The following is a 22,002-nucleotide window of genomic DNA, read 5'->3' on the forward strand; positions in this document are numbered from 1 at the left end:
CTCCACCCGCCTCCGTCAGTCGAAGCCGCGCAGCTCCGACCAGATCTCGGGCGCGTCGCGCACTGACCGCCAGCCGTTGATGGGATGTTGGGGATCGCGGTAGCCCAGGGCCATGCCCGAGAAGACCATGTGGTCGTCGGGCAGGCCGACGGCCCTTGCCACCGACAGCGGGTACCGGGCCCAGAACTCCTGGGCGCAGGTGTCCAGCCCGGCCTCCACCGCCAGCAGCATCACATTCTGCATGTACATGCCGAGGTCCGCCCACTGGGGTGGGCCCAGCTTGCGGTCGAGGCAGAAGAACAGGCCGACGGGCGCGCCGAAGAACTCGGCGTTGCGGGCGAACCAGCGCAGGCGCGCGGCCTTGTCCTCGCGGGGCACGCTGACGCTGGCGTAGAGCTGCTCGCCATTGGCGAAGCGGCGGGTGCGAAAGGGCTCCCAAAGGTCGGGCGGATAGACGTTGTACTCCATCGGCTCGCCGCCCGGGTTCGCGGCGACCTCGGCCTTGAACGCCGCCAGCGGCTCGCCGGCCAGCGCGTGGACCCGCCAAGGCTGCAGATTGCCGCCGGACGGGGCGCGCGCCGCCTTGGCGATGATGTCGGCGACCACGTCCTTCGCCACCGGCCGGTCCAGGAAGGCGCGCACGGAAATGCGGTGTTCGATGGCGTCCGAGACGTTCATGGCTCTCCCCGTTGACCCCAGCCTTGCGAATCGCGCCTACCATCCCTTCCTAGGGTGAGGGCAAGGACCAGTGGCCAGGAAGGGCGGCGGATTCTGGGGCTTCGTGCGGGCGATCCTCATCGCCGGCCTCATTGTGTTCTTCATCGGGCCGGTGGTGATGGTGGCGATCTACCGCTTCGTGCCGCCGCCGGTGACCTTCCTCATGGTCCAGCGCGCGCTCGAGGGCCGCGGGTTCGAGCGCCAGTGGGTGCCGATGGATCAGATCTCGCCCAGCCTCGTGCGCGCGGTGATCGCCGCCGAGGACGCCCGGTTCTGCGAGCATCACGGCTTCGATCTCGAGGCCATCGAAAAGGCCATGGCGGCGAACGCTGCGGGCAAGAAGCTTCGCGGCGGCTCCACCATCAGCCAGCAGACCGCCAAGAACATCTTCCTCTGGCCGGGCCGCGACTGGGTGCGCAAGGGCCTGGAGGCCTGGTTCACCGTCCTGATCGAGGTGGGCTGGGGCAAGGAGCGGATCATGGAGGTCTATCTGAACTCCATCGAGTGGGGGCCGGGCGTCTATGGCGCCGAGGCGGCGGCGCAGCGCAATTTCAAGATCCCCGCCAGCAAGCTCAACGCCACCCAGTCGGCCCGCCTGGCGGCCATCGTGCCCAAGCCTCTGTCCTGGAAGGCCGCCAAGCCCGGTCCCTACATGAAACGCCGCGCCGGCAGCATCAACCGCAACGCCAAGGCCGTGCGGCGTGAGGGCCTGACCTCCTGCGTGCTGTAGGACCGCCGGGCGAAATCCTGCGCCGCGGTAAGCGATCCTTAGCCTCACGTGGATAGCGTCGCTCGCGAGAGGAACGAGATGCGCAAGCTCAGTCTCATCGCCGCCGCCGCCATCGCCACGGTCATCTTCGCGCCGCGGACCAGCACGGCCGAGCACGTCGAGCCGCCGTCGCAGGTCTTCGTCCGCTAGGACGTCGCCTGGAGGGCCCGAGATCCCGGTTCGCCGCGTTCGGCGCGGCGCCCTCTCCCATACGTCGAATTCTACCGGGTCCAGCGCGCTGACGTGCGTTGGGGCAGTTGATTCAAAATTGAACGAATTTCGAACAACTGTGCATCCGACTGAGCTCGCGGACCTTTCGCGGACGGGCGGCCGAGCGACGGAACGCTGTCGCGCCCGAGGGGTTTAGGGCGCCGAGACAGAGGAGCCCCCCATGAACGTCAGCGAAGTCATGACCGCCCAGGTCGCCACCGCCACGCCGCGGACCACCGTCGCCGAGATCGCCCGCACCATGGCCGAGGTCGAGAGCGGCGCGGTGCCGGTCACCGACGACGGCAAGGTCGTGGGCCTGATCACCGACCGCGACATCGTCCTGCGTGTCGTCGCCGAAGGCATGGGTCTGGACACCCCGGTCGCCGAGGTGATGACCGAGGGCGTCGAGACGTGCCTCGAGGACGACAACGTGGCCGACGCCACCGCCAAGATGGGCGCCAAGCAGATCCGCCGCCTCGTCGTGCTGAACGCCGACGGCAAGCTGGCCGGCATCCTGTCGCTGGGCGACGTCGCCGTGGACTACGGCGCCAAGGCGGTCGGCAAGACCCTGGGCGAGATCAGCGAGAACACGCCCGCGGCGCACTAGACGCCCACAGCGCGCCGGCCTGCCCCGTCGGGGCGGACTGGCGCGCGTCGTCCTAGCCCACCTCCGCCACGCCCGCGCCGCCGTCCTCGTCGCCCCAGGCGACGCGCTTGGCGTCCGGGCTGATGGCCAGCGCCGTGATGGCGGCGCCCTTGTCCGACTTCAGCGGGACCAGCTTCTCGCCGGTGACGTCGCAGGCCCAGACGCGGCCGTCGTCGAGGCCGGCGGCCAGCCAGCTTCTGTCGGGCGTGGCGGCGATGCGGGTGGTCAATGCGCTCTCGTCCCAGCCGATCTCGGCGGCCTGCTTCCCCATCGGTCCCGTCGCGCCGGCGAACGGCCAGCACACCGCCCCGTTCGCGCCCGAGGTGGCCAGCAGGTTCCCCTTTGACATGAAGGCCAGGCTCTTCACCTTCGAGGGATAGCCGCCCATCCGCATGTTCTTCTCGTCGGCCACGCGCCACCCGTGCAGCTGGTTCTCCTGCATGGCGCTGACCAGGAACTTGCCGTCCGGGCTCCAGGCCAGGGCGATGTGGCTGCCGGCCCACTTCAGGGTCACCGGCTTCTGGTCGGCAATGCGGGCGTACCAGAGCCAGACGCCGCCATAGGTCGCCACGGCCAGGCGCCGGCCCTTGGGATCGAACGCCACATCCGCCACCGACTTCTCGTGCTGGAAGACCCTGGCGAACGCCGCGTCGGCCGGGTCGCGCACGTGCAACTCACGGCCGGCCCCGAAGGCGATCAGTTTCGAGTCGGGGCTGGCGGCGACGGTGTCGATCCAGCGGCCCGGAACCTTGGCCAGTTCGGTCGCGCCGGCCGGCGTGGTCAGCACGACCCGCCCGTCGTCGCCGCCGGTCACGACGCCGTCGCCCGTCGGGGGCAGGCAGGCGGACAGGACCGCGCCGTCGTGCGCCTCCAGCGACTCACCTCCCTCGAAGCGGACGCTGCCGTCCCCCAGGGCGAAGCTTGCGCGGCCGGCCCGATCGAACAGGGCGGCGGTGACATAGGCGTCGAAGGCGAAATTCATGGCTCGGGCTTTAGTGCGCGACCCGCAAAAGTGGAAACCGGTTTTTGCACCCCAGGCGCGCACAGCATCTTCGTTGAGCGCGCCTTCCGGGCGGCGAACCAGCATCCACTTCGCCTGAAGGCGCGTGTGCGTCGAGGCGCCGCGGGGCAAGCGTTGGGCGTTGCCCGCCTTCGAACGCCGTTCAGCGCATTCGCGCTTTACAAGGGCTTGGCGGCTTGCCAATGGTCGGGCCGACAAGCGCGGACTGCGCGCGCACCAGGGCAAGGGACCAGGACGTATGGGCAGTAAGGTTGGCGGAGGGGGCGGCGGTAAGTTCGACCTCGGCCAGAACTCGGACATGAACGTGACGCCCTTCGTGGACGTCATGCTCGTGCTCCTCATCATCTTCATGGTGTCGATCCCGGCCGCTACGGTGTCGATCAAGCTCGACCTGCCGCCCGCGATCCCGCCGCCCCCCGGCACCAAGGTGAAGGAGCCGGTTCTGATCAACCTGCAGGCCGGCCAGCGCATCTTCATCGGCGAGCAGGCCACCGGGCTGGATCGCCTGACCGGCGACCTGTCGGTCGTGCTGACCCGCGAAGACCCCACCATCCCGCCGACCGAGCAGCGCGTGTACATCCGCGCCGACCGCGACGTGCGCTACGGGGACTTCATGGCCGTCATGAACACGCTGCAGGGCAACGGCTTCTATCAGGTGGCCCTGATCAACGAAGAGCTCTAGGCGCTTCGCACAATCAATTCGGAAGAGCCCGCCCGGGGAGACCCTGGCGGGCTTTTCTGTGCCTCATGGGCCCCACGCACGGCAAAGCCTGTTGTATTATTGCACATTCGTAATATCTTACATGTGTAACTCACAGGAGCCGCACATGGCCGCGTCCCTTTCCGCCCATTCCAACACCGCCTGGAACATCCGCCAGAACGCCGAGATCAACGTGACGCCCTTCGTCGACGTCATGCTGGTGCTGCTGATCATCTTCATGGTCGCCCTGCCGGTCTCTACAGTGTCGGTGAACGTCGATCTGCCCGACGCCGTCGCGAGCCCCGCGCCGTCCCAGCCGGTGATCGTCAGCCTCACCCTGGACGGGCGGGTCTATGTGGGCGACCGCGCGACGACCCTCGAAGGACTTCCTGCCGCCGCCGCGGCCGCGCTGGGCCGCGACGACCGTAAGCAGCGCATCTACCTGCGCGCCGACGAAGGCGTCCGCTATGGCGCGCTCATGAACCTGATGAACACCTTGCGCCGCGCCGGGTACGGCAATGTCGGGCTGGTCGGCGAGGCGCTCTGAACCCCTGAGGACAGGCGGCCCCGCGTGGTGAGCCGCCTGTTCATCATTAATCGGCATGTAACCGCGTTCGTTTATGCCTGCGAGCTCAGGTGGGGTCAGAATGACCTCGATAAGAGAGCGCGAAGGCGCGAACGAAGATGTGGCAAGTCGTCGAGGTTTCGGTGGGTCCTCAGATCCACCGCGGTCGCTTCCGGACGGAAGGCAAGCAACTCACGCTGGAATGGCGCGGCGGACGAACCGTCGAATGGTGCGGCATGCTGCGCCCTGAGGTGGTCGCCACGAACCGCCTGCGTCAGCTAGTCGGCCGGCCCATCGCGGCCTAAGCCGCGATACAGCTCTCGAAGCCGGCCCTCAGCGCGTCCTCGTTGAGATTGCGGCCAATGAAGACCAAGCGCGAATAGCGGTTGTCCTTCGACGTCCAGGGCTGCTGGAAGTCGCCCTCCAGGATCATGTGCACGGCCTGGAACACCAGGCGGCGCTCCTCGCCCTTCACGTCCAGGATTCCCTTGGCGCGCAGGATGTCGACACCCTGGGTCTGCAGCACGTTGTTGAGCCAGGCGGTGACGCGGTTGCCGTCGATCGGCTTGTCCGAGGTCAACGAGATCGAGGTGATGCCGCTCTCGGCCACGTGATCGTGGATGTGGGCGTGATCATGATGGTGGTCGTGGCCGCAGTGCTCGTCATGCACGTGGCCGTGATCGTGTCCGTGGTGATCATGGTCGTGATGATCGCAGTGCTCGTCGTGGACATGACCGGCCTCGCCGTGGGCCGGGTTCAGGAAGTCGGGCTGCAGCTCGGTCACGCGGGCCAGATCGAAGGCATGGCGGCCCAGGACGACATCCAGCGGCACGTTCGAGCGCTCGGCCCGGCGGATCGGGGCCATCGGGTTGAGTGTGCGGATCGCCTTCTCCACTTCGGCCAGCTCGGCCTCGGTGACCAGGTCGGTCTTGTTGAGGATGATCTGGTCGGCGAACGCGATCTGCTCGGCGGCCTCCCGGCTGTCCTTCAGGCGCAGCGGCAGGTGCAGGGCGTCGACCACGGTGACGACGCTGTCCAGCTCGGTGCGTGCGCGCACGTCATCGTCGACGAAGAACGTCTGCGCCACCGGGGCCGGGTCGGCCAGGCCGGTCGTCTCGACGATGATGCCGTCGAACCTGCCCTTGCGCTTCATCAGGCCGGCGAGCACCCGGATCAGGTCGCCGCGCACCGTGCAGCAGACGCAGCCGTTGTTCATCTCGAAGACCTCTTCGTCGGCGCCGACGATCAGGTCGTTGTCGATGCCCACTTCCCCGAACTCGTTGACGATCACGGCGTACTTCTTGCCGTGGTCCTCCGAGAGGATGCGGTTCAGCAGGGTCGTCTTGCCGGCGCCGAGATAGCCGGTGAGCACGGTGACGGGCGTCTTGGTGATGGTCTCGCTCATGGGCGGACATGTAGTGCGCTGAGCGCGCATTGAGAACCTTCCTTTCGGGGGGTCGGTCGCACGCGCGTCGGCCTCGACCCTCACGGGCTTTCCGTTCAGGGTGGACGCGACGGCCTCTCGCACGAACGCGCCGGCTGGATCGAGCCGGCGCCAAATCGTATCCACCCGCCGAGGCGACCGCGCCTTGACCGGCTTCACATGTTACAACATAACACTTTTCCGCTCCGGACCCCACGAGACCGCGCTTGACCTCGACCACCTCCGCTCCCGACCGGCTGGACCAGGCCGATGCGCTCGACGCCTTCCGGGCCGACCGCGTCTACCTGGGCGCGGACCACCGGCGGAACGAGCGGCGCACCTGGATCGTCACCGCGATCTGTGTGGCCACCCTCGTGGCGCTGGTCGCGGGCGGGCTCGCCACGCGCTCCATGGCCCTGATGGCCAGCGGCCTGCACATGGCCGCTCACGTGGTGGCGCTGGTGGTGGCCGCCGCCGCCTATGCCCTGGCGCGGCGGCACGCCGGCAACCCGGCCTTCAGCTTCGGGACCGGCAAGGTCGGCTACCTGGCGGGCTTCGCCAACGCCGTGGTCCTCGCGGTCACCGCCGTCCTGATCGCGGTGGAGAGCGTCAACCGCCTGATCCGGCCGGGGGAAGTGCACTACGACAGCGCGCTGCCGATCGCGGCGGGTGGCCTGGTGGTGACGCTGGTCTGCATGTGGCTGCTGAAGCCCACCACGGTCGCGGCCGAGCGCTACGATCCACAGGGGGACCTGAACCTCTCGGCCGCCCACCTGCACCTCACCGCCGACGCCGCCGTGTCGGTGCTGGCGCTCGCCGCCATCGCGGCGGGCGAGTTCCTGGGCCTGGGCTTCGCCGATCCGCTCGCAGGCCTGCTCGCCGCGCTCCTCGTCGCGCAGTTCGCCTGGACGCTGCTGAGGCGCGCGGGCGCGGCGCTGCTCGACATCAATCCGTCCCCCGAGCTCACAGCCGAGGTGCGTCGCCGTCTGTCGGACGAGGGCGAGCGGGTGATCGATCTCCACCTCTGGCGCCTGGGTCCGGGGCACCACGCCGTCATCGCGGTCATCGCGGCGGCCCATCCCATGCCTGTGGCGACATACCGCGCGCGGCTGGCTGGACTGGCGGGGCTCAGCCATGTGACCGTCGAGGTCAGGGGCGAGTCCCGCGGCCACGACGAGCACTGCGGCCACGGGCACGGTTAAGGTCGCGAAGCGTTTGTGACAGATGACCCGGTTGCGACGACGACATCTGCCCCGCAAGCGGGTCCTGGTCTTCGGCGTCCTGACGGCTGTCGCAGCCCTCGCCGGAGGCCTGGTCTCGGCCGACCGGGCGACCCGCCAGGCCGCCACCGCGCAGCTCACGGCGACCCGTCTCGCGATCTTCCAGGACAAGGCGCCCGAAGCGCCCACCGCCCTGCAGTCGCGGCTCGACGTGCTGGCGGCGGGCTATGGCGAGGATGTAGGCATCGCGGTCACCGACGTCACGTCCGGATGGACCGCCGGCGTCGGCCAGGATCGGCTCTATCCGCAGCAGAGTGTCTCGAAGCTGTGGGTCGCCATCGCGCTGATGCGGGCGGTGGACGAGGGCCGGCTCGATCTCAACGCGTGGCTGACGATGGATGACGCCGATCGCTCGGTCTTCTTCCAGCCCGTCGTCGCCGAGTACCGGCAGGGCAGCTACGTGACGCCGATGTCCGATCTGCTGCGCCGTGCGCTGGTCGAGAGCGACAACGCCGCCAACGACCGGCTGATGCGCGAACTGGGCGGCCCCGAGGGGGTTCGCGCCGCGCTCGACGACATGGGCCTGACCAATGTGAAGGTGGGCGCCTACGAACGCGACCTGCAGGCCCAGACGGCGGGGCTCTCCTGGCGCCACGAGTATGGCTTCGGCCGCAACTTCCAGAATGCTCGCGAGGCGCTGCCGATGGCGACCCGCGAGGCGGCCGCCGACGCTTATGTGGCTGCGCCGCTGGACGGCGCCTCGCCCGCTGCGATCACTGCGGCGTTGGCGGCCCTGTCGCGCGGAGCCCTGCTGTCGGAGGAGTCCACCCTGCGGATCACGGCCCTGATGACGGCGGCGCGGACGGGGCCCCGTCGATTGAAGGGCGGCCTGCCGGCGGGCTGGTCGATCGCGCACAAGACCGGCACCGGCCAGGACTTCCAGGGCGCTTCGCTGGGCATCAACGACGTGGGCCTGCTGACGGCGCCCGACGGCCGCACCTATGCCGTGGCGGTCATGCTGCCCCGCACGCGCCATTCGGTGACCGCCCGCCTGGCCTTCATGCAGTCGGTGTCACGGGCGGTCGTGGAGCAGTGGATGCGCGAGACCGGCACGACCGTCGCGGACTAGCAACACTACCGCGCCGCCGCCGCCGGCGTCGGCCGCTGGATGCCCTTCACCACGGTGACCTTGATCGGCTCGCCTTCCATGGACTTCGACGTCCAGACCGCGCCCACGCCGCCGCTCGCCGGGAAGGCCGTGCAATAATTCAGCGGGATGGGGATCGGCTTGGACTGCTTCAGGCAGACCTGGCCCGCGCCCTTCTGGGCCCATTTGCCGGACGACCACTTGCCCCGGCGGCCGAACGCCTCCCACGAGCCGTCGGCGTTGAACCAGAGCCACTGGTAGCGGCCGTCCGGGTAGAGGGCTTTCACCGTGTTGCCGAAGGCGGCCGCGACGCCGCCCTGGCGGGCGGGCTCGGCGGCGGTGGCCGCGCCGGCGGCGAGAGCAAGCGACAACGTGGCCGCGAAGAGGAGGGAGTGACGCATAGCTCGGGAATACGCTCGGGAACGGTTCACGGATGAGGGCCCGCTCTATGCCGCGCGGCGCCTGAACCGAAAATGACAGCCTTTGCCGTGCGGGCTCAAGATCAATAGGCCCCGATGCGAGAGCGCAGCCTTGCGGTCAATGGACCTCAACAACCGCCTTGGCGCCCAGCGCCGTGCGGCCCACGCCATCGACCTCGTAGAGCGCCTCCAGTGGCCCGCCGGCCTTCAGCTTCAGAGCGTCGATCGCCGCGCGGTCGGCGGCGATCTCGGCGGTCTGCATGACGCCGATGTCGCGATTGCCGGCGATGATGACGAACCGGTTGCCGGCCGGGCCCTTGAAGCTGGCCAGGTAGCCATAGTCGCGGTTGGGGCGGTCGCCCTGCGCCTTGCCGGCGCCCGAGACGTAGGAGGCGCCCGTCTTGCGATCGATCAGTTCGTCGTAGGTCGAGCCGATGGTGAAGCGCGAGCGGGCGAACACCGGCTCCTGCAGAACCCGCAGCGCCGACAGATAGCCCACATAGACGATGTCCGAGGTCTTCAGCAGATCCGGCGTCAGGTGCGAGGCGGTGACCACCTGCACGCGATCCTTCCCGCCGGCGGCCTGGCGGACCAACGGCATGATCTCGCGCAGGGCCAGAGTGGCGCCGACTGGGGTGTAGTAGGTGTCGAGGTCGATGTAGCGGCCCTGGAACTCTGGATTGTCCATCAGCCACGCGTCGAGATCGGCGGGGGAGTTGATCTCGAAGGCCCGGATCATCCGCTTGGGCCCCTCGCCGTGCTCCGTGTCGCCGAAGATGTAGTAGTCGCCCACCACCACCACGATCGGCCGCTCGCGCCCCAGGCCGGCCCACAACGGCGAGGCTGCCACCTGCGCCAGCTCGTGCCCCGGGCCCGAGTCGCGGGCGAACCAGGCCCAGGCGCCCACATTGGCCGCCAGAATCACGCCCAGGCCGGCGACGAGCGGCAGGCTCCATCTCGGCCGCCGCACGATGCCCGGCGCGTCGATGGCCGCAGCCTCGACCGGAATGACGTCGAGCCGGTACTCGCCCACGGGGATCACCAGCCGGTGGGGCTGGCCGGCCCCCGGGCCCGCGTAGAACGCCTCCAGCTTCCTGCGGAGGCGATGGACGTAGACGCGCACCGAGGCGTCGCCCGCAAGGTCGACCTCGCGGCCGAACACGTCCTGGGCCACCTCGGTCTCGCGCAGGGTGCGGCCAGCGTGCGCCGGATCGGCCAGGTAGTCGAACAGTCGCGCCAGCCCGTGGCTGCGACCCAGCACGCCCGCGGCGCGGACGCGCGCGACCTGTTTAGCCAGGGCCGTTGCCTGTTCCTCGTACATACCCGACTTTCGACGCCTGAGGGTGGCTGTAACCCCCTGTAACGGTCCTGGAAACCGTAAAGTACGGGCGCGCCACATGCACGCGCCTTAACGCCCGGTCCGACGCGGCGCGAAGACCGCGCGCACTTCGAGTTCGGGGGACATGGCGATGCGGATGAACAGTGTGGCCGCGCTGCTGGCGGCGTGTGCGGCCTCGGCGCTGGCGACCGGCGCCGCGGCGGCCGACGCTGAAGTGGACGAACTGGTGGTGCGCGGCGCCCGGCTGGACGAGACCCTGCCCCAGGATCTGGCCCGCTACGGCAGCGACCTGGCGGTCATCACCCCGACCGTCCTGCGCGACAATGTCTACGTCGATGTGTCCCAGGCCCTTCAGATGCAGACGCCCGGCGTCTTCGTCTCGCCGCGGAACGGGCCGTTCAGCTATGTCGACATTTCCGTCCAGGGCGCGCGCACGGGCGACGTGCTGTGGCTGGTTGACGGCGTGCGGATCAACAACCGCCTCTATACGTCCACAAGCCCGGCCGACACGCTGCCGGCCAGCATGGTCGAGCGCATCGAGGTTCTGAAGGGCGGTCAGAGCCTGTTCTACGGGACCCAGGCCGTGGCCGGCGCGATCAACGTGGTGACCAGGCCCTACGCCGACGAACTGGGCGGCACGTTCACCCTGGGCGGCCACACCAACCAGGGCGTCCACGCCGACCTGCTGGTCCGCGGCCCCGCCGGACCGGCGCGGTTCGTGGCCTGGGTGTCGAAGGACGAGGCCGAGGGCTACCGCACGTTCGACGTCTTCCAGCCCAGCGCCACCGCCCGGAAGCGCGGCTACGACGTGGTCAGCTTCGGCGGCAAGCTGGGCCTCGACCTGTCGGAAGATCTGGCGCTGAACCTCTACTACCAGCACACCGACGCCCACCTGGACTATCCCGGCCCGCGCCTCACCCGCCTGTCGTTCAACGACCGCGACGAGGAGATCGGCAGCCTCAGCCTGGACTGGACCGCCAGCGACCAGCTGCAGCTGTCGGTGAAGGGCTACTATCACGACTGGGACAGCGTCTATTCGACGGTCAACAACGTGCCGTCCAACATCGCGGGTCCCGGTGTCATCATCGATGACCTGACCTTCTGGGGCTATGAGGACTACGGCGTCTCGGTGCTGGCCAGGCTGAACCTGCACCGCGGGTTCGAGTACCAGCTGGGCTACGACTACCAGAACTTCAACGGCCGCGACGACGTTCTGCTGATCGCCCAGCAGACCGAGAAGGTTCACGCCCTCGTCGCCCAGGTGCGAACCAACGACGACCTGATCCGGAACGCCCACTTCGCCGCCGGCGTCCGCTACAACAAGACCGACGAGAGCGAGAAGGCGATCTGGAACCTCTCGGGCCGCTGGGACGTCACGCCGGACGTCTACGTCGAGGGCATGCTGGGCACGTCGTTCATCCTGCCCAGCGCGGAGCAGCTGTTCGGGATCGACCCCTGCTGCGCCGCCGGCAACCCCGACCTGAAACCAGAGGAGAGCCTGAACGGCAACGTCTCGGTCGGTGGCCAGACCGACCGCTTCACCTGGCAGGTGACGGGCTTCGCGCGGAAGATCGACAATCTGATCGCCGAAGGCGCGGCCCGCCCGGGCTTCCCGGAGGGTCTCTACGTCAACACGCCGGGCGAGGTGAAGAGCCGCGGCTTCGAGGTCCAGGCCACGGCGCGGCTCACCCAGGCGCTCAGCGCCACTGGCTCCTTCGCCCATACCCGCACCCGCGCCGAAGGGGCGGGCCGCCAGTTCGACCGTATTCCCGAGTCCCAGGCCAAGGCCGCCCTGGTCTACGAACCTGCGGATCGTCCGTTCGGCGCCTCGGCGACCGTGTTGTGGACCGGCGACGTCTACCAGCAGGTGACCGCCTTCGGCCGCCAGAACTACGGCGACTACGCCGTCGTCGACCTGGCCGCCCACGTCTACATCGACGGCGACAGGCGCAAGCACCGCCTTACGGCGCGTCTCGAGAACGCCCTGGACGAGGACTACGCCACGCGGGTGAACTCGGCGCTGGTCGACCTGTCGACCCAGCGGTTCCTCTATCGGTTCCGAGGCGTGCCCCGGACCCTGCACATGAGCTACGCCTATTCCTTCTGACGTAAACTCCGTCCGCAAACCGTGGGCGCCAAAGTGGCTGGTGGTGACCCATCGCTACGTGGGCGTCGTCATGGGCCTGCTGATGCTGCTGTGGTTCGCGAGCGGCGTCGTGATGCTCTTCGTCCACTGGCCCGAGGTGTCCGACGAGGAGCGGGCGCAGGGCCTGGCGCCGATCGCCTGGGCGCAGTGCTGCCGGTTCGGCGAGACCCAGGACGTTCAGCAGGTGGATCACGCCACGGTCGAGGACCTGGCCGGGCGACCGGTGCTGCGCTTCGACGGCGGGGTGATCGACCTGGCGACCGGGCAGGCGATCCACCGGATCTCGTCGGCCGAGGCCGCTATGGCGGCGGCGACCTACGCCCGAGCGCACGGGATCGCGGGACGTCCGGGCGCGCCGGAAGCGGTGGAGCGCGACCAGTGGACGGTCACGGGGTACTTCAACAAACGTCGGCCCTTCTATCTCTTCCAGTTCGACGACCCAGCCCGCACCGACGTCTACGTCTCGGCCCATACGGGCGCGGTGAGCCAGGTGGTGACCGCGCGCGAGAAGGTGCTGAACTGGCTGGGGCCGATCCCGCACTGGCTATACTTCGAGGGGCTTCGCGCCGACACGAGGCTCTGGACGCAGGTGGTGATCTGGACGTCGATCGTCGGCGTCTTCCTGACGGTCACCGGGCTCTACCTGGGCGTCGTCGCCTGGCGGCCATGGCGCGACGCGCGGCTCACGCCGTTCCGCGGCTGGATGGCCTGGCATCACCTGACGGGCCTGGCGGCGGGCGTGCTGACCCTGACCTGGGTGGCCAGCGGCCTGGTCTCGATGAATCCGTGGGGCTTCCTGGAAAGCGCGCCCGACGAGCGGCCGGAGCAGATGACCGGGTTCGTTTCGTTCGGCGACGTGCGGCAGGCTGTCGAGGCGGCGAAGGCGCAGGGCGTGGCCTCGCGGCGGATCACTGTCGCCCCGCTGGGGGGGCGTCTGTACCTGATGGCCGACGGCCGGCGTCTCGACGCGGCGGCGAGGCCGGCGCCGCTGGGTCCACGTGAGCTGGCCGAGGCGACGCGGCGGCTGGGCGCCGTCGCCCGGCAGGGCCTGATCACGGAGGAAGACGCGTACTACTTCGGCCACCACGAGCCGGTCGCGCTGCCGGCCTGGCGCGTGGAGATGACGGATGGGGTGCTGTTCTATCTCGATCCGACGTCAGGTCGTCTCCTCGAGCGCGCCGACGCCGCGAGGCGCGGCTTCCGCTGGCTGTTCGAGGCGCCGCACCGCATGGACTTCATACGAGGCTTCGACCGCGGCGGCGGCTGGGCGGCCGTCGTGACGTTGCTGCTGGTCCTGACCAGCACCGGCGTCGCGACCGGCGTGTGGCTGGGCTGGCGCAGGGCCCGCGCCGACCTGACCCGACTCACGAAGAAGGCCCCGAAGCTCGGCTGAGCCCGGGGCCTCCTCCAGTCGGAACAGTAGCCGCTAGTGCTTCTCTTCCATCTTCTTCTCGACCTCGTCGGCCTTCTTCTCACCAGCCTCCTTTACAGCCTCGGCCTTGGCCTCGAGCTGTTCGGCGGTCTCCGCCGCGGCGGTCTGTGCAGCATCCGAACCCGCCTCGGCGGCGGCCTTCGCCGCGTCGGCGGCCGCCTGCATCTGGGCGGCGGTGGCGTTGGCCTGGGCCTCGACCGCGTCACCCGCGGACTTGGCGGCCTCTTCCTGCTTGCTGCACGCGCCCAGGCTGAGAAGCCCGATGGCGGACACGGCGGTGATCAGAAGACGCATAGGGGTCAGTCCTTCTTGCCTGCTTGCTGCTCGATGGCGTCAGCCTTGGCGTCGGCGGCGTTCTCGACCGCATCGGCCTGCTTGTTCAGTTGGGTCTCGGCGGCCTCGTTCGAGGTGGCCGCAGCCTGGCTCTCCAGGGCGTCGGCCTTGGCTTCGCCCGTCGCTTCGACGGCGTCGGCCTGCTTTTCGGCGGTCTTGTCGGCGGGGCTTTCGCAAGCGGCCAGGCTAAGGGCGCCGAGGGCGGCGACAACGGCGATCATGGTGCGCATAGGTCTCTCCAGAATGAAGTGCCATGCGAGAGCGCACGAAAGCGTGATTGGTTCACGGGAACGCGATCACAAATCACCGGAGGGTCACCAGGCGGGTCGAGATCCGGGCTTCAGCTTAAGCGCAGGACGCTCGATGAGGAACCAGCTCATTACGGCAAATGGCACGACGGCCAGAACGGCCGTTGCGACATTCAGCTGACCGTAGGCCGCCAGCAGTTGCTGCAACGGGAAGGCGTAGATGTATATCCCGTAGCTGAGGTCGGCCGGCAGCTTGCCGGGCCGCGCCAGGCCCAGCACCGCGGTCGGTAGCGCGAGGGGCCCGAGGAAAGGGAACGCCACGACCGATCCCGCGCCCAGCCACACCGGGATCCGCCATCCCAGCAGCTGCACCGCCGCGCCCGCGAAGAACAGCATGCCGTTGCGGGCCGCCAGGAAGATGATGCGCGTCACCCGGTCGTCGGCCCAGTTGGGGTGGGTGAACGTCATCACCACGAATACGGCCGCGCAGGCGCCCAGCAGCGTCAGCACCAGCGATTGCCGAGCCCGGATGGCCCACAGCACCAGGTAGAAAGTGAATTCCAGCCGCAGGGTCCAGAGCACGCCGTTGACCACTCCGGCCATCGCAAGGCCTTCGAACACGCCGGGCAACTCGTAGGTGGCGGGGTAGAGCAGGGCGTTGCGCACGATGTACAGCGCACCCTCGCGCCAGTACTCGGCCTGCGGCGCGGTGGTGACGAACGACAACAGGACGACCGTCACCACCAGCGAGGCGATCAGCCCGGGCTCGATCCGCAGCACGCGCTTCAGCAGATACGACTTCGGGTCGCGGACGTAGCTCGCCGCCACCAGATAGCCGCTGATCACGAAGAACACCGAGACGCCCAGCGCCCCCAGGTCCTCGACACCGCGGATCGTGAAGGCGGGCTGGCCAGCGAGCGGAAACGTGTGGCTCACCACCACCAGCAGCGCCGCGATCAGCCGCATGACGTCGAAGTTCATGCGGTGGGTCGTACCTCCCTTCCCGCCAAGCGGGAAGGGAAGGGCTCTACGCCTTCACGAACGGCTGGCTCAGCGTCGGCTGGCCGGTGATCGCAAGGAGCGCGTTCGCCACGGCCGGCCCGATCACCGGGGTCCCCGGCTCGCCGACGCCCGAAGGCTTGTTGGTCGATGGCACGATATAGGTCTCGACCGTCGGGGCTTCCGAGTTGCGCAGCACGCGGTAAGTGTCGAAGTTGGCCTGATCGACCACGCCGCCGGTGAGGGTGACGTTCCCGAACAGCGCCGCCGACAGGCCGTAGCAGGTGCCGCCCTCCATCTGCGCCGCGATCTGATTGGGCGAGATGGCCGTGCCGCAGTCGATGGCGGTGACAACGCGGCCCACCTTCGGAACCCCGTTCTCGACCTTGACCTCGGCCACCTGGGCCACCACCGAGCCGAAGCTCTCGTGGACGGCCACGCCGCGGGTCCAGCCGGCGGGCGCCGGCGTGGACCAGCCGGCCTTTTCGGCGGCCAGGTTCAGCACCGCCAGGTGACGGTTGGCGCCGGCCTTCGTGTACAGCGCACGACGATACTCCACCGGGTCCTTGGCCGCGCGCTTCGCCAGCTGATCGATGGTGTGCTCCATCACATAGGCCGTGTGGGTCGCGCCCACCGAGCGCCACCACAGCACCGGAACGCCCACGTCGGGCGTCAGCAACTGGGCGTCCACCACCGGCGTCGCCTTCAGGTAGGGCGAGCCCATCACGCCCTCGACCGCCGTGAAGTCGACCCCCTTGCCGCCGGGTGCGCCGGGAGGCGCCCCCTTCAGGATCGACTGGGTGACGATCCGATGGCGCCACGTGGCCGGGAAGCCGTCCTTGTCGGTGGTCACGCGCACCGCGTGGTGCGTCAGGGGCCGGAAGTAGCCGGCGCGCTGATCGTCCTCGCGGGTCCAGACCAGTTTCACGGGCCGTCCCTTGCCCACCTTCTTGGCGATCTGGACGCACTCGACCACGTAGTCGGACTGGAAGTTGGAGCGGCGACCGAACGAGCCGCCCGCGAACAGGGTCTCGATTTCCACCGAGCCGGGCAGCGCCAGGGCGACGCGGGCCGTATTCATCTGGTCCAGCGTCGGCGTCTGCGAGCCGAAGATCAGCTTGGGCGGACCCTTGCCGACCATCGCCACGCAGTTCATCGGCTCCATGGTGGCGTGCGCCAGATAGGGGAAGTCGTAGGCGACCTCGAGCGCGTTCGCGCCCGCGGCCGCCTGTGCCGCCGGGCCCTTGGAGTCGAAGCCGCCCCATTTCACCTTCTCGGGCGCGGCCTTCTTGCCCGAGGCGTAGTCCTTGAACTCCGCCAGGATCTGGGCCGAGCCGCGCTTCTCGGCCTTGGCGTCGTCCCATTCCACCTTCAGCGCGTCACGCCCCAGCTTGGCGGCGTAGGTGGAGTTGGCGACCACGGCCACGCCGCTCGGGATCTTGAAGACGTCAGTCACGCCCGGGACCTTCTTGGCCTCCGTCGCATCGAAGGACTTCACGGTCGCGCCGAACTTCGGCGGGTGGGCCACCATGGCGATCAGCATGTCGGGCAGCTGGACGTCCTGGGTGTACTTCGCCGTTCCGTTGCTCTTGGCCTGGCTGTCCTTGCGGCGCACCCGGTCCTGGCCGATCAGGGTGAAGGTCTTGGGGTCCTTCAGCTTGGGTTCGGCCGGCGGCGCCACCTTGGCCGCCTCGTCGATCAGCTCGCCGAAGCCGGCCTGCTTGCCCGAGGCGTGGCTGAGCACGCCGTTCAGCACGGTGATCTCGCCCGCCGGCACGCCCCACTTGGCGGCCGCCGCGCTCACGAACATCGCACGCGCCGCGGCGCCGGCCGTGCGCAGCTGCATCCACGAGTTGGAAACGGCCGATGAGCCGCCGGTGCCTTGTGTCCCGCCCATCAGGCGGTTGCCGTACAGCTTGGCGTTGGCCGGAGCCTGCTCGACTTTGACCGTGGTCCAGTCGGCGTCCAACTCCTCGGCGGCGATGGCCGCCAGGCCGGCGTGGTTCCCCTGGCCGAACTCGATGTGCTTGGAGACGACGGTGACCGTGCCGTCCTTGGCGAACTTCAGGAACGGTCCAAACGCGCCGGGCTCCACCTTGGAGCCGGCCGAGAGCACTTCGGGAAGCGAGCAGCCGACCAGCAGGCTGGAGCCGGCCAGCGTGGCGCCCACGACGAGGACTTCGCGCCGAGAAGCGGCGGCGGTGATGGTCTTCAGAGGCTTGTTCATGCTGGGGCTCCTCAGACCGACGGCGTCGCAGGCGTGGCGGCCGGGGCGGCGGGCGCCGCCTGGGCAGGCGCCGCTGCCGCTTCCTTGATCGCTGCGCGAATCCGCTGATACGCGCCACAGCGGCAGATATTCCCGTCCATGGCGGCGCTGATCGCCGCGTCGTCCGGCTTGGGGGTGGCGTTCAGCAGGGCCACAGCGCTCATGATCTGTCCCGACTGGCAGTAGCCGCACTGGGGCACGTCCAGCTTCACCCATGCTTCCTGAAGGGGGTGAGCGCCACCCAGGCCCTCGATCGTGGTGATCTTGGCGGCCCCGATCGCGGAAACCGGCAGCTGGCAGGATCGCATCGCATTGCCGTCCACCAGCACCGTACAGGCGCCGCACTGGGCCACGCCGCAGCCGTATTTCGTGCCAGTCAGCCCCAGTTCATCTCGCAACACCCATAGCAATGGTGTCTCGGGCGGCGAGTTGACGTTCACTGGCCGTCCGTTCACATCCACCGTGGTCGCCATCGGGCGTCTCCGTACTGATTTGGCCGCGATCCTAACGTTGTTCAGACAGCGCCGTAAGTCCGAGGTTGGGTCAAGGCGGTGTTGAAGGCTATTGCGTACCGTATTTACGAATTTCGCCGATCTTCAGGAGTGACTATGCTTCGCACGACTGCCGCCGCCATCGCCCTCACCCTCGCGGCGGGCCCCGCCCTGGCTCAGGACGGAGCGCAGCTTTTCAACATGCAGTGCAAGATGTGCCACGGCGGCTCGCCCATGGGCCCGGCGCTGGGCGGCGTGGCCGGCGGCCCGGTTGCGGCGAAAGCGTTCGCCTACTCGCCCGGCCTGAAGAACAAGGGTGGGACCTGGACCGACGCCAATCTCGACGCCTTCCTGAAGGCGCCGTCGGCGTTCGCACCCGGCACGAAGATGCTGATCTCGGTGCCGGCGGACGGCAACCGCAAGGCCATCATCGAGTATCTGAAGACCCTGAAGTAGCCGCGATGGACTCGTTTCCCGCCTTCTTTCCGCTAGCCGGCCGTTCGGTGGTGATCGCGGGCGAGGGCGAGGCGGCCGAGGCCAAGGCGCGCCTGTTCGTGGGTTCGCCGGCCACGATCGTGCGGCTGACCGGGGCGGCGGCGCTGGACCCGGGGTCATACGCTGGAATGGCGCTGGCGTTCATCGCCGGCCCCGACGACCAGTGGGCCGCCGCCGCCGCTGAGGCCGCGCGCGCCGCCCACGTGCCCGTGAACGTGGTCGACCGTCCCGTGCTGTGCGACTTCACCACACCCGCCGTGATCGACCGCGGCGAGGTGGTGGCCGCGATCGGCACCGGCGGCGCATCGCCCATGCTGGCGACCATGCTGCGCCACGATATCGAGGCCCGCGTGCCCGAGGGCACGGGCCGGGTGGCGGCCCTGTTTCGATCAATGCAGGACGAGGTGCGCGCGGCTCTGCCTGAGGCGCATGCCCGCCGCCGATTCCTCCGGGCCGCGCTCACGGGCCCCGCCGCCGAGGCCGCCATGCACGGTGACATGGAGGGCGCGAAGGACCGCCTTCGCGCGGCGTTGTCGGACTCGCCCCTGCTGCTGGGCGCGGTTCAGTACATCGACGCCCGCGGCCCTGCCGAGCTGCTGACGCTGCGCGCCGCCCGCGCGCTGTCGGTGGCCGACGTGCTGGTCTGCGACGCGGGCGCTCACGCCGACGTGCTGGCCCTGGCGCGCCGCGACGCCGAGCGGCTGGACGGACGCACCGTCGACCAATTGGCCGAACTCGCCGGGGCGGGTCTCACCGTCGCGCGCTTGGTCACCGGCCCGGCCTGGCGCACGGAGCAGGCCGCCCTCGACGCCCGCGGCGTCAGCACCGTGGTCCTGCCGATCGCTGGCTGACGGTCGCCTGATCGCCGATCATGTAACTGGTCAGTATCCCGGCGGCCGGCGCCCTAACCTGCGCAATCCGTCATCGCCCCGAGAATTGCAGCCGACGGCGGTCCGCCATCGCTTGCGCCAACCCGCGGCGCTCCTGACCCCTCGCATCCCAGGGCCGCCGCAAGAAGGGTACGGGGATGCAAAAGACGACTTGGTTCGCCACGGTGGCAGGGGTGGGCGTCCTGCTGGGATCGATGGCCGGCGAAGCTGCGGCCCAGGCCAGGGGCCCGGAGGTCGAGGAACTCGTCGTCACGGGCAGCCGAGTGTCGGAGGCGAAGGTGGCCATCGGCACGGACGAGCCCACGGCCACGGTCTCGATCACCAGCGACGCGCTGCTCTCGGCGCCGGCCGGCATCACCGGCCTGAAGATGCTGGAGAGCCTGCCGGGCTTCAACGTCCAGGCCAACGACGCGCTGGGCATGTACGAGTTCGGCAACTCTGTCTCGGTGCGCGCCTTCAACTTCCAGCAGATCGGCTTCCTGCTGGACGACGTGCCGATGGGCCGGTCCGACCAGTTCGGCGGCTCGCCGATCTATCGCTATGTCGACAACGAGAACCTGGCGCGGGTCACCGCGTCCTCGGGGGCTGGCGACGTCGCGCTGGCCAGCTATGCCTCGCTGGGGCCGATCGTCAGCTACATCAGCCGCGGGCCGGCCGAGACCTTCGGCGGCCGGGTCAGCTATAGCCGCGGTTCGGACGAACTGCTTCGCGCCTTCGGGCGGATCGATACGGGCGAGCACAACGGCTTCTCGGCCTTCGTCAGCGCCTCGACCGTTTCTGGCGAGCTGTGGCGCGGGCCGGGCACCATCGACCGCGACCACTATGAAGGCCAGGCGCGCTACCGCTGGAGCACGGGCGGCTCGCTGACCTTCCAGACCGTCCACAACAAGTACTTCGACTACGACAGCCCCTCGATCACCAAGGCCCAGTACGCCGGGACGGCCGGCGACATCTTCGGGCGCAGCGGGCGTGAGTTCGCCTACATCGGCTATGTGCCGGTTCCCGGAGCGGCCGGGACGCCGGCCACCGCGACGTCGCTGCCGATCACGACGGCCGGGATCCCGTATTCGAACACGGCCTACAACCAGTACTACAAGTTCGCGGTAAACAGCCGGGAGGACCACCTCTACGCGCTGACCCTGAAGACCCCGATCGGAGAGAACGTCGACGTCTCGGTCACCGGCTACTACGAGGACAAGAAGGGCTACGGCGTCTCGCCCGAGGCCTACGCCACCTCGCTGGCCAGCCACAATGCCGAGCGCCTGATCGTACCGGGCCTGTTCGCGCCGCGCGGCATCCAGTACGGCCTGTCCACCATCGACGGGAAGCGCAAGGGCCTGACGGGCAACGCCGTCTGGCGCTGGACCATCCACACCGTCCAGGCCGGGGCCTGGTACGAGGACGACGACTATCACCGCACCCAGCAGCGCTACAACGTCGCCAACGGCAACCCCGACGGGGCCCCCCTGCTCAACGAGCCGGTCCACCTGCAGCGCAACTACACGTCCAATCGCAAGACGACGCAGATCTTCCTGAAGGACACCATCAGCCTGCTGGACGGCCAGCTGAAGGTGGACGTGGGCTTCAAGGGTCTCGACATCGACTACGAGATTTCGGGCTATCGGAACCCCGGGGACTTCATCAACCGGCGCACGCCCACCATCACCGACAAATGGAAGGACCTGTTCCTGCCCCAGGTGGGCGCGGTGTGGTCGGTGACCAGCCGCGACCAGGTGTTCGTGTCATACTCCGAGAACATGGCCCTGCCGCGCGGCGCCGATGACATCTTCTCGGCGGCGAGTCCCCTGGCGCCCGGACCGGACGCCGAGAAGGCGAAGAACTACGAACTGGGCGTGCGCACCAACCGGCCGACGTTCAACGCCTCGCTCGTGGCCTACTTCACCAAGTTCGACAACCGGCTGCAGTCGTTCGCCTCGCCGGTGCCCGGCAGCACGACGACCGAGACCTTCTTCCAGAACGTGGGGTCGGTGGAGGCCCACGGCGCCGAGTTCAGCGGCCAGTGGAAGCCGGAGTTCCTCGGCGGCAAGGTCTATTTCAATACCAACCTGTCGTACAACATCTCGGAATTTAAGGACAATTTCGCCACCTTCGCGATTACCGGCAACCGCGTGCCCGACTTCCCTAAGTGGCTCTTCCAGGGCGGCGTCACCTTCGAGCCGACCCCCGGCGCGATCCTGAACCTGTCGGCGCGCACGATCTCCAAGCGCTACACCAACTTCCTCAACACCGAGACCACCGGCGGCTACACGATCCTGGCGGCCTACCTCGATCTGGGTGACGGGGTGGACTGGGGCTACCTCAAGAACGTCAAGGCGCGGATCAACGTCGACAACCTGCTGGACGAGGACTACCTCGGCACGATCTCGACCACGATCAACACCCCGGCGAGTTTCCGGCCCGGCCCTCGGCGCACCGTGCAGGTCACTCTGTCGACCGAGTTCTAGGTCGTCTCGTCGCGGCGTTGACGCGCCGCGGCGGCTCTGCAAGCTCAGGCGCTCCTGGGGA

22 protein-coding genes are annotated in these 22,002 nt (G+C 68.8%); 12 read left to right on the plus strand and 10 right to left on the minus strand.

Annotated elements, in window-relative coordinates:
* Positions 1-15: 15 nt before the first annotated feature.
* Positions 16-678 carry a nitroreductase gene (locus EPN98_RS17090; protein WP_293364116.1) on the minus strand — a complete coding sequence of 221 codons (663 nt, stop codon included), beginning with the start codon at positions 676-678 and terminating at the stop codon, positions 16-18.
* Positions 679-748: 70 nt separating this feature from the next.
* Between EPN98_RS17090 and mtgA the strand changes: the two genes are divergently transcribed.
* Positions 749-1,447 (plus strand): monofunctional biosynthetic peptidoglycan transglycosylase, encoded by a 699-nt coding sequence (gene mtgA, locus EPN98_RS17095; protein ID WP_293364117.1) that lies wholly within the window; start codon positions 749-751, stop codon positions 1,445-1,447.
* 430 nt (positions 1,448-1,877) lie between these two features.
* Positions 1,878-2,303: a CBS domain-containing protein gene (locus EPN98_RS17100; RefSeq protein WP_293364118.1), complete on the plus strand. Its 426-nt coding sequence runs from the start codon at positions 1,878-1,880 to the stop codon at positions 2,301-2,303.
* 52 nt (positions 2,304-2,355) lie between these two features.
* Here the strand turns inward: EPN98_RS17100 and EPN98_RS17105 are convergent, their stop codons facing one another.
* On the minus strand, positions 2,356-3,324 hold the full coding sequence (locus tag EPN98_RS17105) for a WD40 repeat domain-containing protein (RefSeq protein ID WP_293364119.1): 969 nt from the start codon (positions 3,322-3,324) through the stop codon (positions 2,356-2,358).
* Positions 3,325-3,601: 277 nt separating this feature from the next.
* Here EPN98_RS17105 and EPN98_RS17110 point away from each other — a divergent pair, with 277 nt between their 5' ends.
* The 3 genes from EPN98_RS17110 (at position 3,602) to EPN98_RS17120 (ending at position 4,933) form a co-directional block, all read left to right on the plus strand.
* Entirely contained in the window at positions 3,602-4,045 is a 444-nt protein-coding gene (locus EPN98_RS17110; RefSeq protein WP_293364120.1) for a biopolymer transporter ExbD, read from the plus strand.
* 145 nt (positions 4,046-4,190) lie between these two features.
* Positions 4,191-4,610 (plus strand): biopolymer transporter ExbD, encoded by a 420-nt coding sequence (locus EPN98_RS17115; RefSeq protein WP_293364121.1) that lies wholly within the window; start codon positions 4,191-4,193, stop codon positions 4,608-4,610.
* A gap of 137 nt (positions 4,611-4,747) precedes the next feature.
* Positions 4,748-4,933, plus strand: coding sequence for a hypothetical protein (locus EPN98_RS17120; RefSeq protein WP_293364122.1), 186 nt, complete (start codon positions 4,748-4,750; stop codon positions 4,931-4,933).
* Here EPN98_RS17120 and EPN98_RS17125 read toward each other — a convergent pair.
* Complete coding sequence (locus tag EPN98_RS17125; protein WP_293364123.1) at positions 4,930-6,033, minus strand: GTP-binding protein; 1,104 nt, start codon at positions 6,031-6,033, stop codon at positions 4,930-4,932. The genes EPN98_RS17120 and EPN98_RS17125 overlap by 4 nt on opposite strands.
* Before the next feature lie 245 nt (positions 6,034-6,278).
* Here EPN98_RS17125 and EPN98_RS17130 point away from each other — a divergent pair, with 245 nt between their 5' ends.
* Both EPN98_RS17130 and EPN98_RS17135 read left to right on the plus strand, forming a co-directional pair.
* Positions 6,279-7,253 (plus strand): cation diffusion facilitator family transporter, encoded by a 975-nt coding sequence (locus EPN98_RS17130; protein WP_293364124.1) that lies wholly within the window; start codon positions 6,279-6,281, stop codon positions 7,251-7,253.
* Between the two features lie 31 nt (positions 7,254-7,284).
* Positions 7,285-8,400 (plus strand): serine hydrolase, encoded by a 1,116-nt coding sequence (locus EPN98_RS17135; protein WP_293364125.1) that lies wholly within the window; start codon positions 7,285-7,287, stop codon positions 8,398-8,400.
* 5 nt (positions 8,401-8,405) lie between these two features.
* Here the strand turns inward: EPN98_RS17135 and EPN98_RS17140 are convergent, their stop codons facing one another.
* A complete protein-coding gene (locus tag EPN98_RS17140; RefSeq protein WP_293364126.1) occupies positions 8,406-8,819 on the minus strand; it encodes a hypothetical protein in 414 nt (137 codons plus the stop codon).
* Positions 8,820-8,955: 136 nt separating this feature from the next.
* Positions 8,956-10,158, minus strand: a complete 1,203-nt coding sequence (locus tag EPN98_RS17145; protein WP_293364127.1) for a helix-turn-helix domain-containing protein — start codon at positions 10,156-10,158, stop codon at positions 8,956-8,958.
* Between the two features lie 154 nt (positions 10,159-10,312).
* Between EPN98_RS17145 and EPN98_RS17150 the strand changes: the two genes are divergently transcribed.
* Together EPN98_RS17150 and EPN98_RS17155 are read left to right on the plus strand one after the other, a co-directional pair.
* Complete coding sequence (locus tag EPN98_RS17150; protein ID WP_293364128.1) at positions 10,313-12,283, plus strand: TonB-dependent receptor; 1,971 nt, start codon at positions 10,313-10,315, stop codon at positions 12,281-12,283.
* Between the two features lie 43 nt (positions 12,284-12,326).
* Positions 12,327-13,715, plus strand: a complete 1,389-nt coding sequence (locus EPN98_RS17155) for a PepSY domain-containing protein (protein ID WP_293364129.1) — start codon at positions 12,327-12,329, stop codon at positions 13,713-13,715.
* Between the two features lie 33 nt (positions 13,716-13,748).
* Here EPN98_RS17155 and EPN98_RS17160 read toward each other — a convergent pair whose 3' ends face one another.
* The 5 genes from EPN98_RS17160 to EPN98_RS17180 form a co-directional block, all read right to left on the minus strand.
* Positions 13,749-14,048: a hypothetical protein gene (locus tag EPN98_RS17160; protein WP_293364130.1), complete on the minus strand. Its 300-nt coding sequence runs from the start codon at positions 14,046-14,048 to the stop codon at positions 13,749-13,751.
* Positions 14,049-14,053: 5 nt separating this feature from the next.
* Entirely contained in the window at positions 14,054-14,317 is a 264-nt protein-coding gene (locus EPN98_RS17165; RefSeq protein ID WP_293364131.1) for a hypothetical protein, read from the minus strand.
* 84 nt (positions 14,318-14,401) lie between these two features.
* Entirely contained in the window at positions 14,402-15,316 is a 915-nt protein-coding gene (locus EPN98_RS17170; RefSeq protein ID WP_293364132.1) for an acyltransferase, read from the minus strand.
* Positions 15,317-15,362: 46 nt separating this feature from the next.
* Complete coding sequence (locus EPN98_RS17175; protein ID WP_293364133.1) at positions 15,363-17,561, minus strand: xanthine dehydrogenase family protein molybdopterin-binding subunit; 2,199 nt, start codon at positions 17,559-17,561, stop codon at positions 15,363-15,365.
* 11 nt (positions 17,562-17,572) lie between these two features.
* Complete coding sequence (locus EPN98_RS17180; protein ID WP_293364134.1) at positions 17,573-18,073, minus strand: (2Fe-2S)-binding protein; 501 nt, start codon at positions 18,071-18,073, stop codon at positions 17,573-17,575.
* A 135-nt stretch (positions 18,074-18,208) separates the two neighbouring features.
* On the opposite strand from EPN98_RS17180, the gene EPN98_RS17185 reads away from it, so the two are divergent.
* The 3 genes from EPN98_RS17185 (at position 18,209) to EPN98_RS17195 (ending at position 21,941) form a co-directional block, all read left to right on the plus strand.
* On the plus strand, positions 18,209-18,547 hold the full coding sequence (locus tag EPN98_RS17185; RefSeq protein WP_293364135.1) for a c-type cytochrome: 339 nt from the start codon (positions 18,209-18,211) through the stop codon (positions 18,545-18,547).
* A gap of 5 nt (positions 18,548-18,552) precedes the next feature.
* Positions 18,553-19,437 (plus strand): siroheme synthase, encoded by an 885-nt coding sequence (locus tag EPN98_RS17190; RefSeq protein WP_293364136.1) that lies wholly within the window; start codon positions 18,553-18,555, stop codon positions 19,435-19,437.
* A 233-nt stretch (positions 19,438-19,670) separates the two neighbouring features.
* Positions 19,671-21,941 carry a TonB-dependent receptor gene (locus tag EPN98_RS17195; RefSeq protein ID WP_293364197.1) on the plus strand — a complete coding sequence of 757 codons (2,271 nt, stop codon included), beginning with the start codon at positions 19,671-19,673 and terminating at the stop codon, positions 21,939-21,941.
* The last annotated feature ends 61 nt before the right edge of the window (positions 21,942-22,002 follow it).

This window comes from Phenylobacterium sp., assembly GCF_004299445.1.
Taxonomy (GTDB): Bacteria; Pseudomonadota; Alphaproteobacteria; order Caulobacterales; family Caulobacteraceae; genus Phenylobacterium.

Bases quoted from the DNA above. Each gene is read 5' to 3' on its own strand.
- EPN98_RS17115 (WP_293364121.1), top strand. From the start codon at position 4,191: ATGGCCGCGTCCCTTTCCGCCCATTCCAACACCGCCTGGAACATCCGC.
- EPN98_RS17195 (WP_293364197.1), top strand. From the start codon at position 19,671: ATGGCCGGCGAAGCTGCGGCCCAGGCCAGGGGCCCGGAGGTCGAGGAA.
- EPN98_RS17160 (WP_293364130.1), bottom strand. From the start codon at position 14,048: ATGCGTCTTCTGATCACCGCCGTGTCCGCCATCGGGCTTCTCAGCCTG.
- EPN98_RS17150 (WP_293364128.1), top strand. From the start codon at position 10,313: ATGAACAGTGTGGCCGCGCTGCTGGCGGCGTGTGCGGCCTCGGCGCTG.
- EPN98_RS17170 (WP_293364132.1), bottom strand. From the start codon at position 15,316: ATGAACTTCGACGTCATGCGGCTGATCGCGGCGCTGCTGGTGGTGGTG.
- EPN98_RS17165 (WP_293364131.1), bottom strand. From the start codon at position 14,317: ATGCGCACCATGATCGCCGTTGTCGCCGCCCTCGGCGCCCTTAGCCTG.
- EPN98_RS17120 (WP_293364122.1), top strand. From the start codon at position 4,748: ATGTGGCAAGTCGTCGAGGTTTCGGTGGGTCCTCAGATCCACCGCGGT.
- EPN98_RS17090 (WP_293364116.1), bottom strand. From the start codon at position 678: ATGAACGTCTCGGACGCCATCGAACACCGCATTTCCGTGCGCGCCTTC.
- EPN98_RS17180 (WP_293364134.1), bottom strand. From the start codon at position 18,073: ATGGCGACCACGGTGGATGTGAACGGACGGCCAGTGAACGTCAACTCG.
- EPN98_RS17125 (WP_293364123.1), bottom strand. From the start codon at position 6,033: ATGAGCGAGACCATCACCAAGACGCCCGTCACCGTGCTCACCGGCTAT.
- EPN98_RS17100 (WP_293364118.1), top strand. From the start codon at position 1,878: ATGAACGTCAGCGAAGTCATGACCGCCCAGGTCGCCACCGCCACGCCG.
- EPN98_RS17140 (WP_293364126.1), bottom strand. From the start codon at position 8,819: ATGCGTCACTCCCTCCTCTTCGCGGCCACGTTGTCGCTTGCTCTCGCC.
- EPN98_RS17175 (WP_293364133.1), bottom strand. From the start codon at position 17,561: ATGAACAAGCCTCTGAAGACCATCACCGCCGCCGCTTCTCGGCGCGAA.
- EPN98_RS17105 (WP_293364119.1), bottom strand. From the start codon at position 3,324: ATGAATTTCGCCTTCGACGCCTATGTCACCGCCGCCCTGTTCGATCGG.
- EPN98_RS17110 (WP_293364120.1), top strand. From the start codon at position 3,602: ATGGGCAGTAAGGTTGGCGGAGGGGGCGGCGGTAAGTTCGACCTCGGC.
- EPN98_RS17190 (WP_293364136.1), top strand. From the start codon at position 18,553: ATGGACTCGTTTCCCGCCTTCTTTCCGCTAGCCGGCCGTTCGGTGGTG.
- EPN98_RS17185 (WP_293364135.1), top strand. From the start codon at position 18,209: ATGCTTCGCACGACTGCCGCCGCCATCGCCCTCACCCTCGCGGCGGGC.
- EPN98_RS17145 (WP_293364127.1), bottom strand. From the start codon at position 10,158: ATGTACGAGGAACAGGCAACGGCCCTGGCTAAACAGGTCGCGCGCGTC.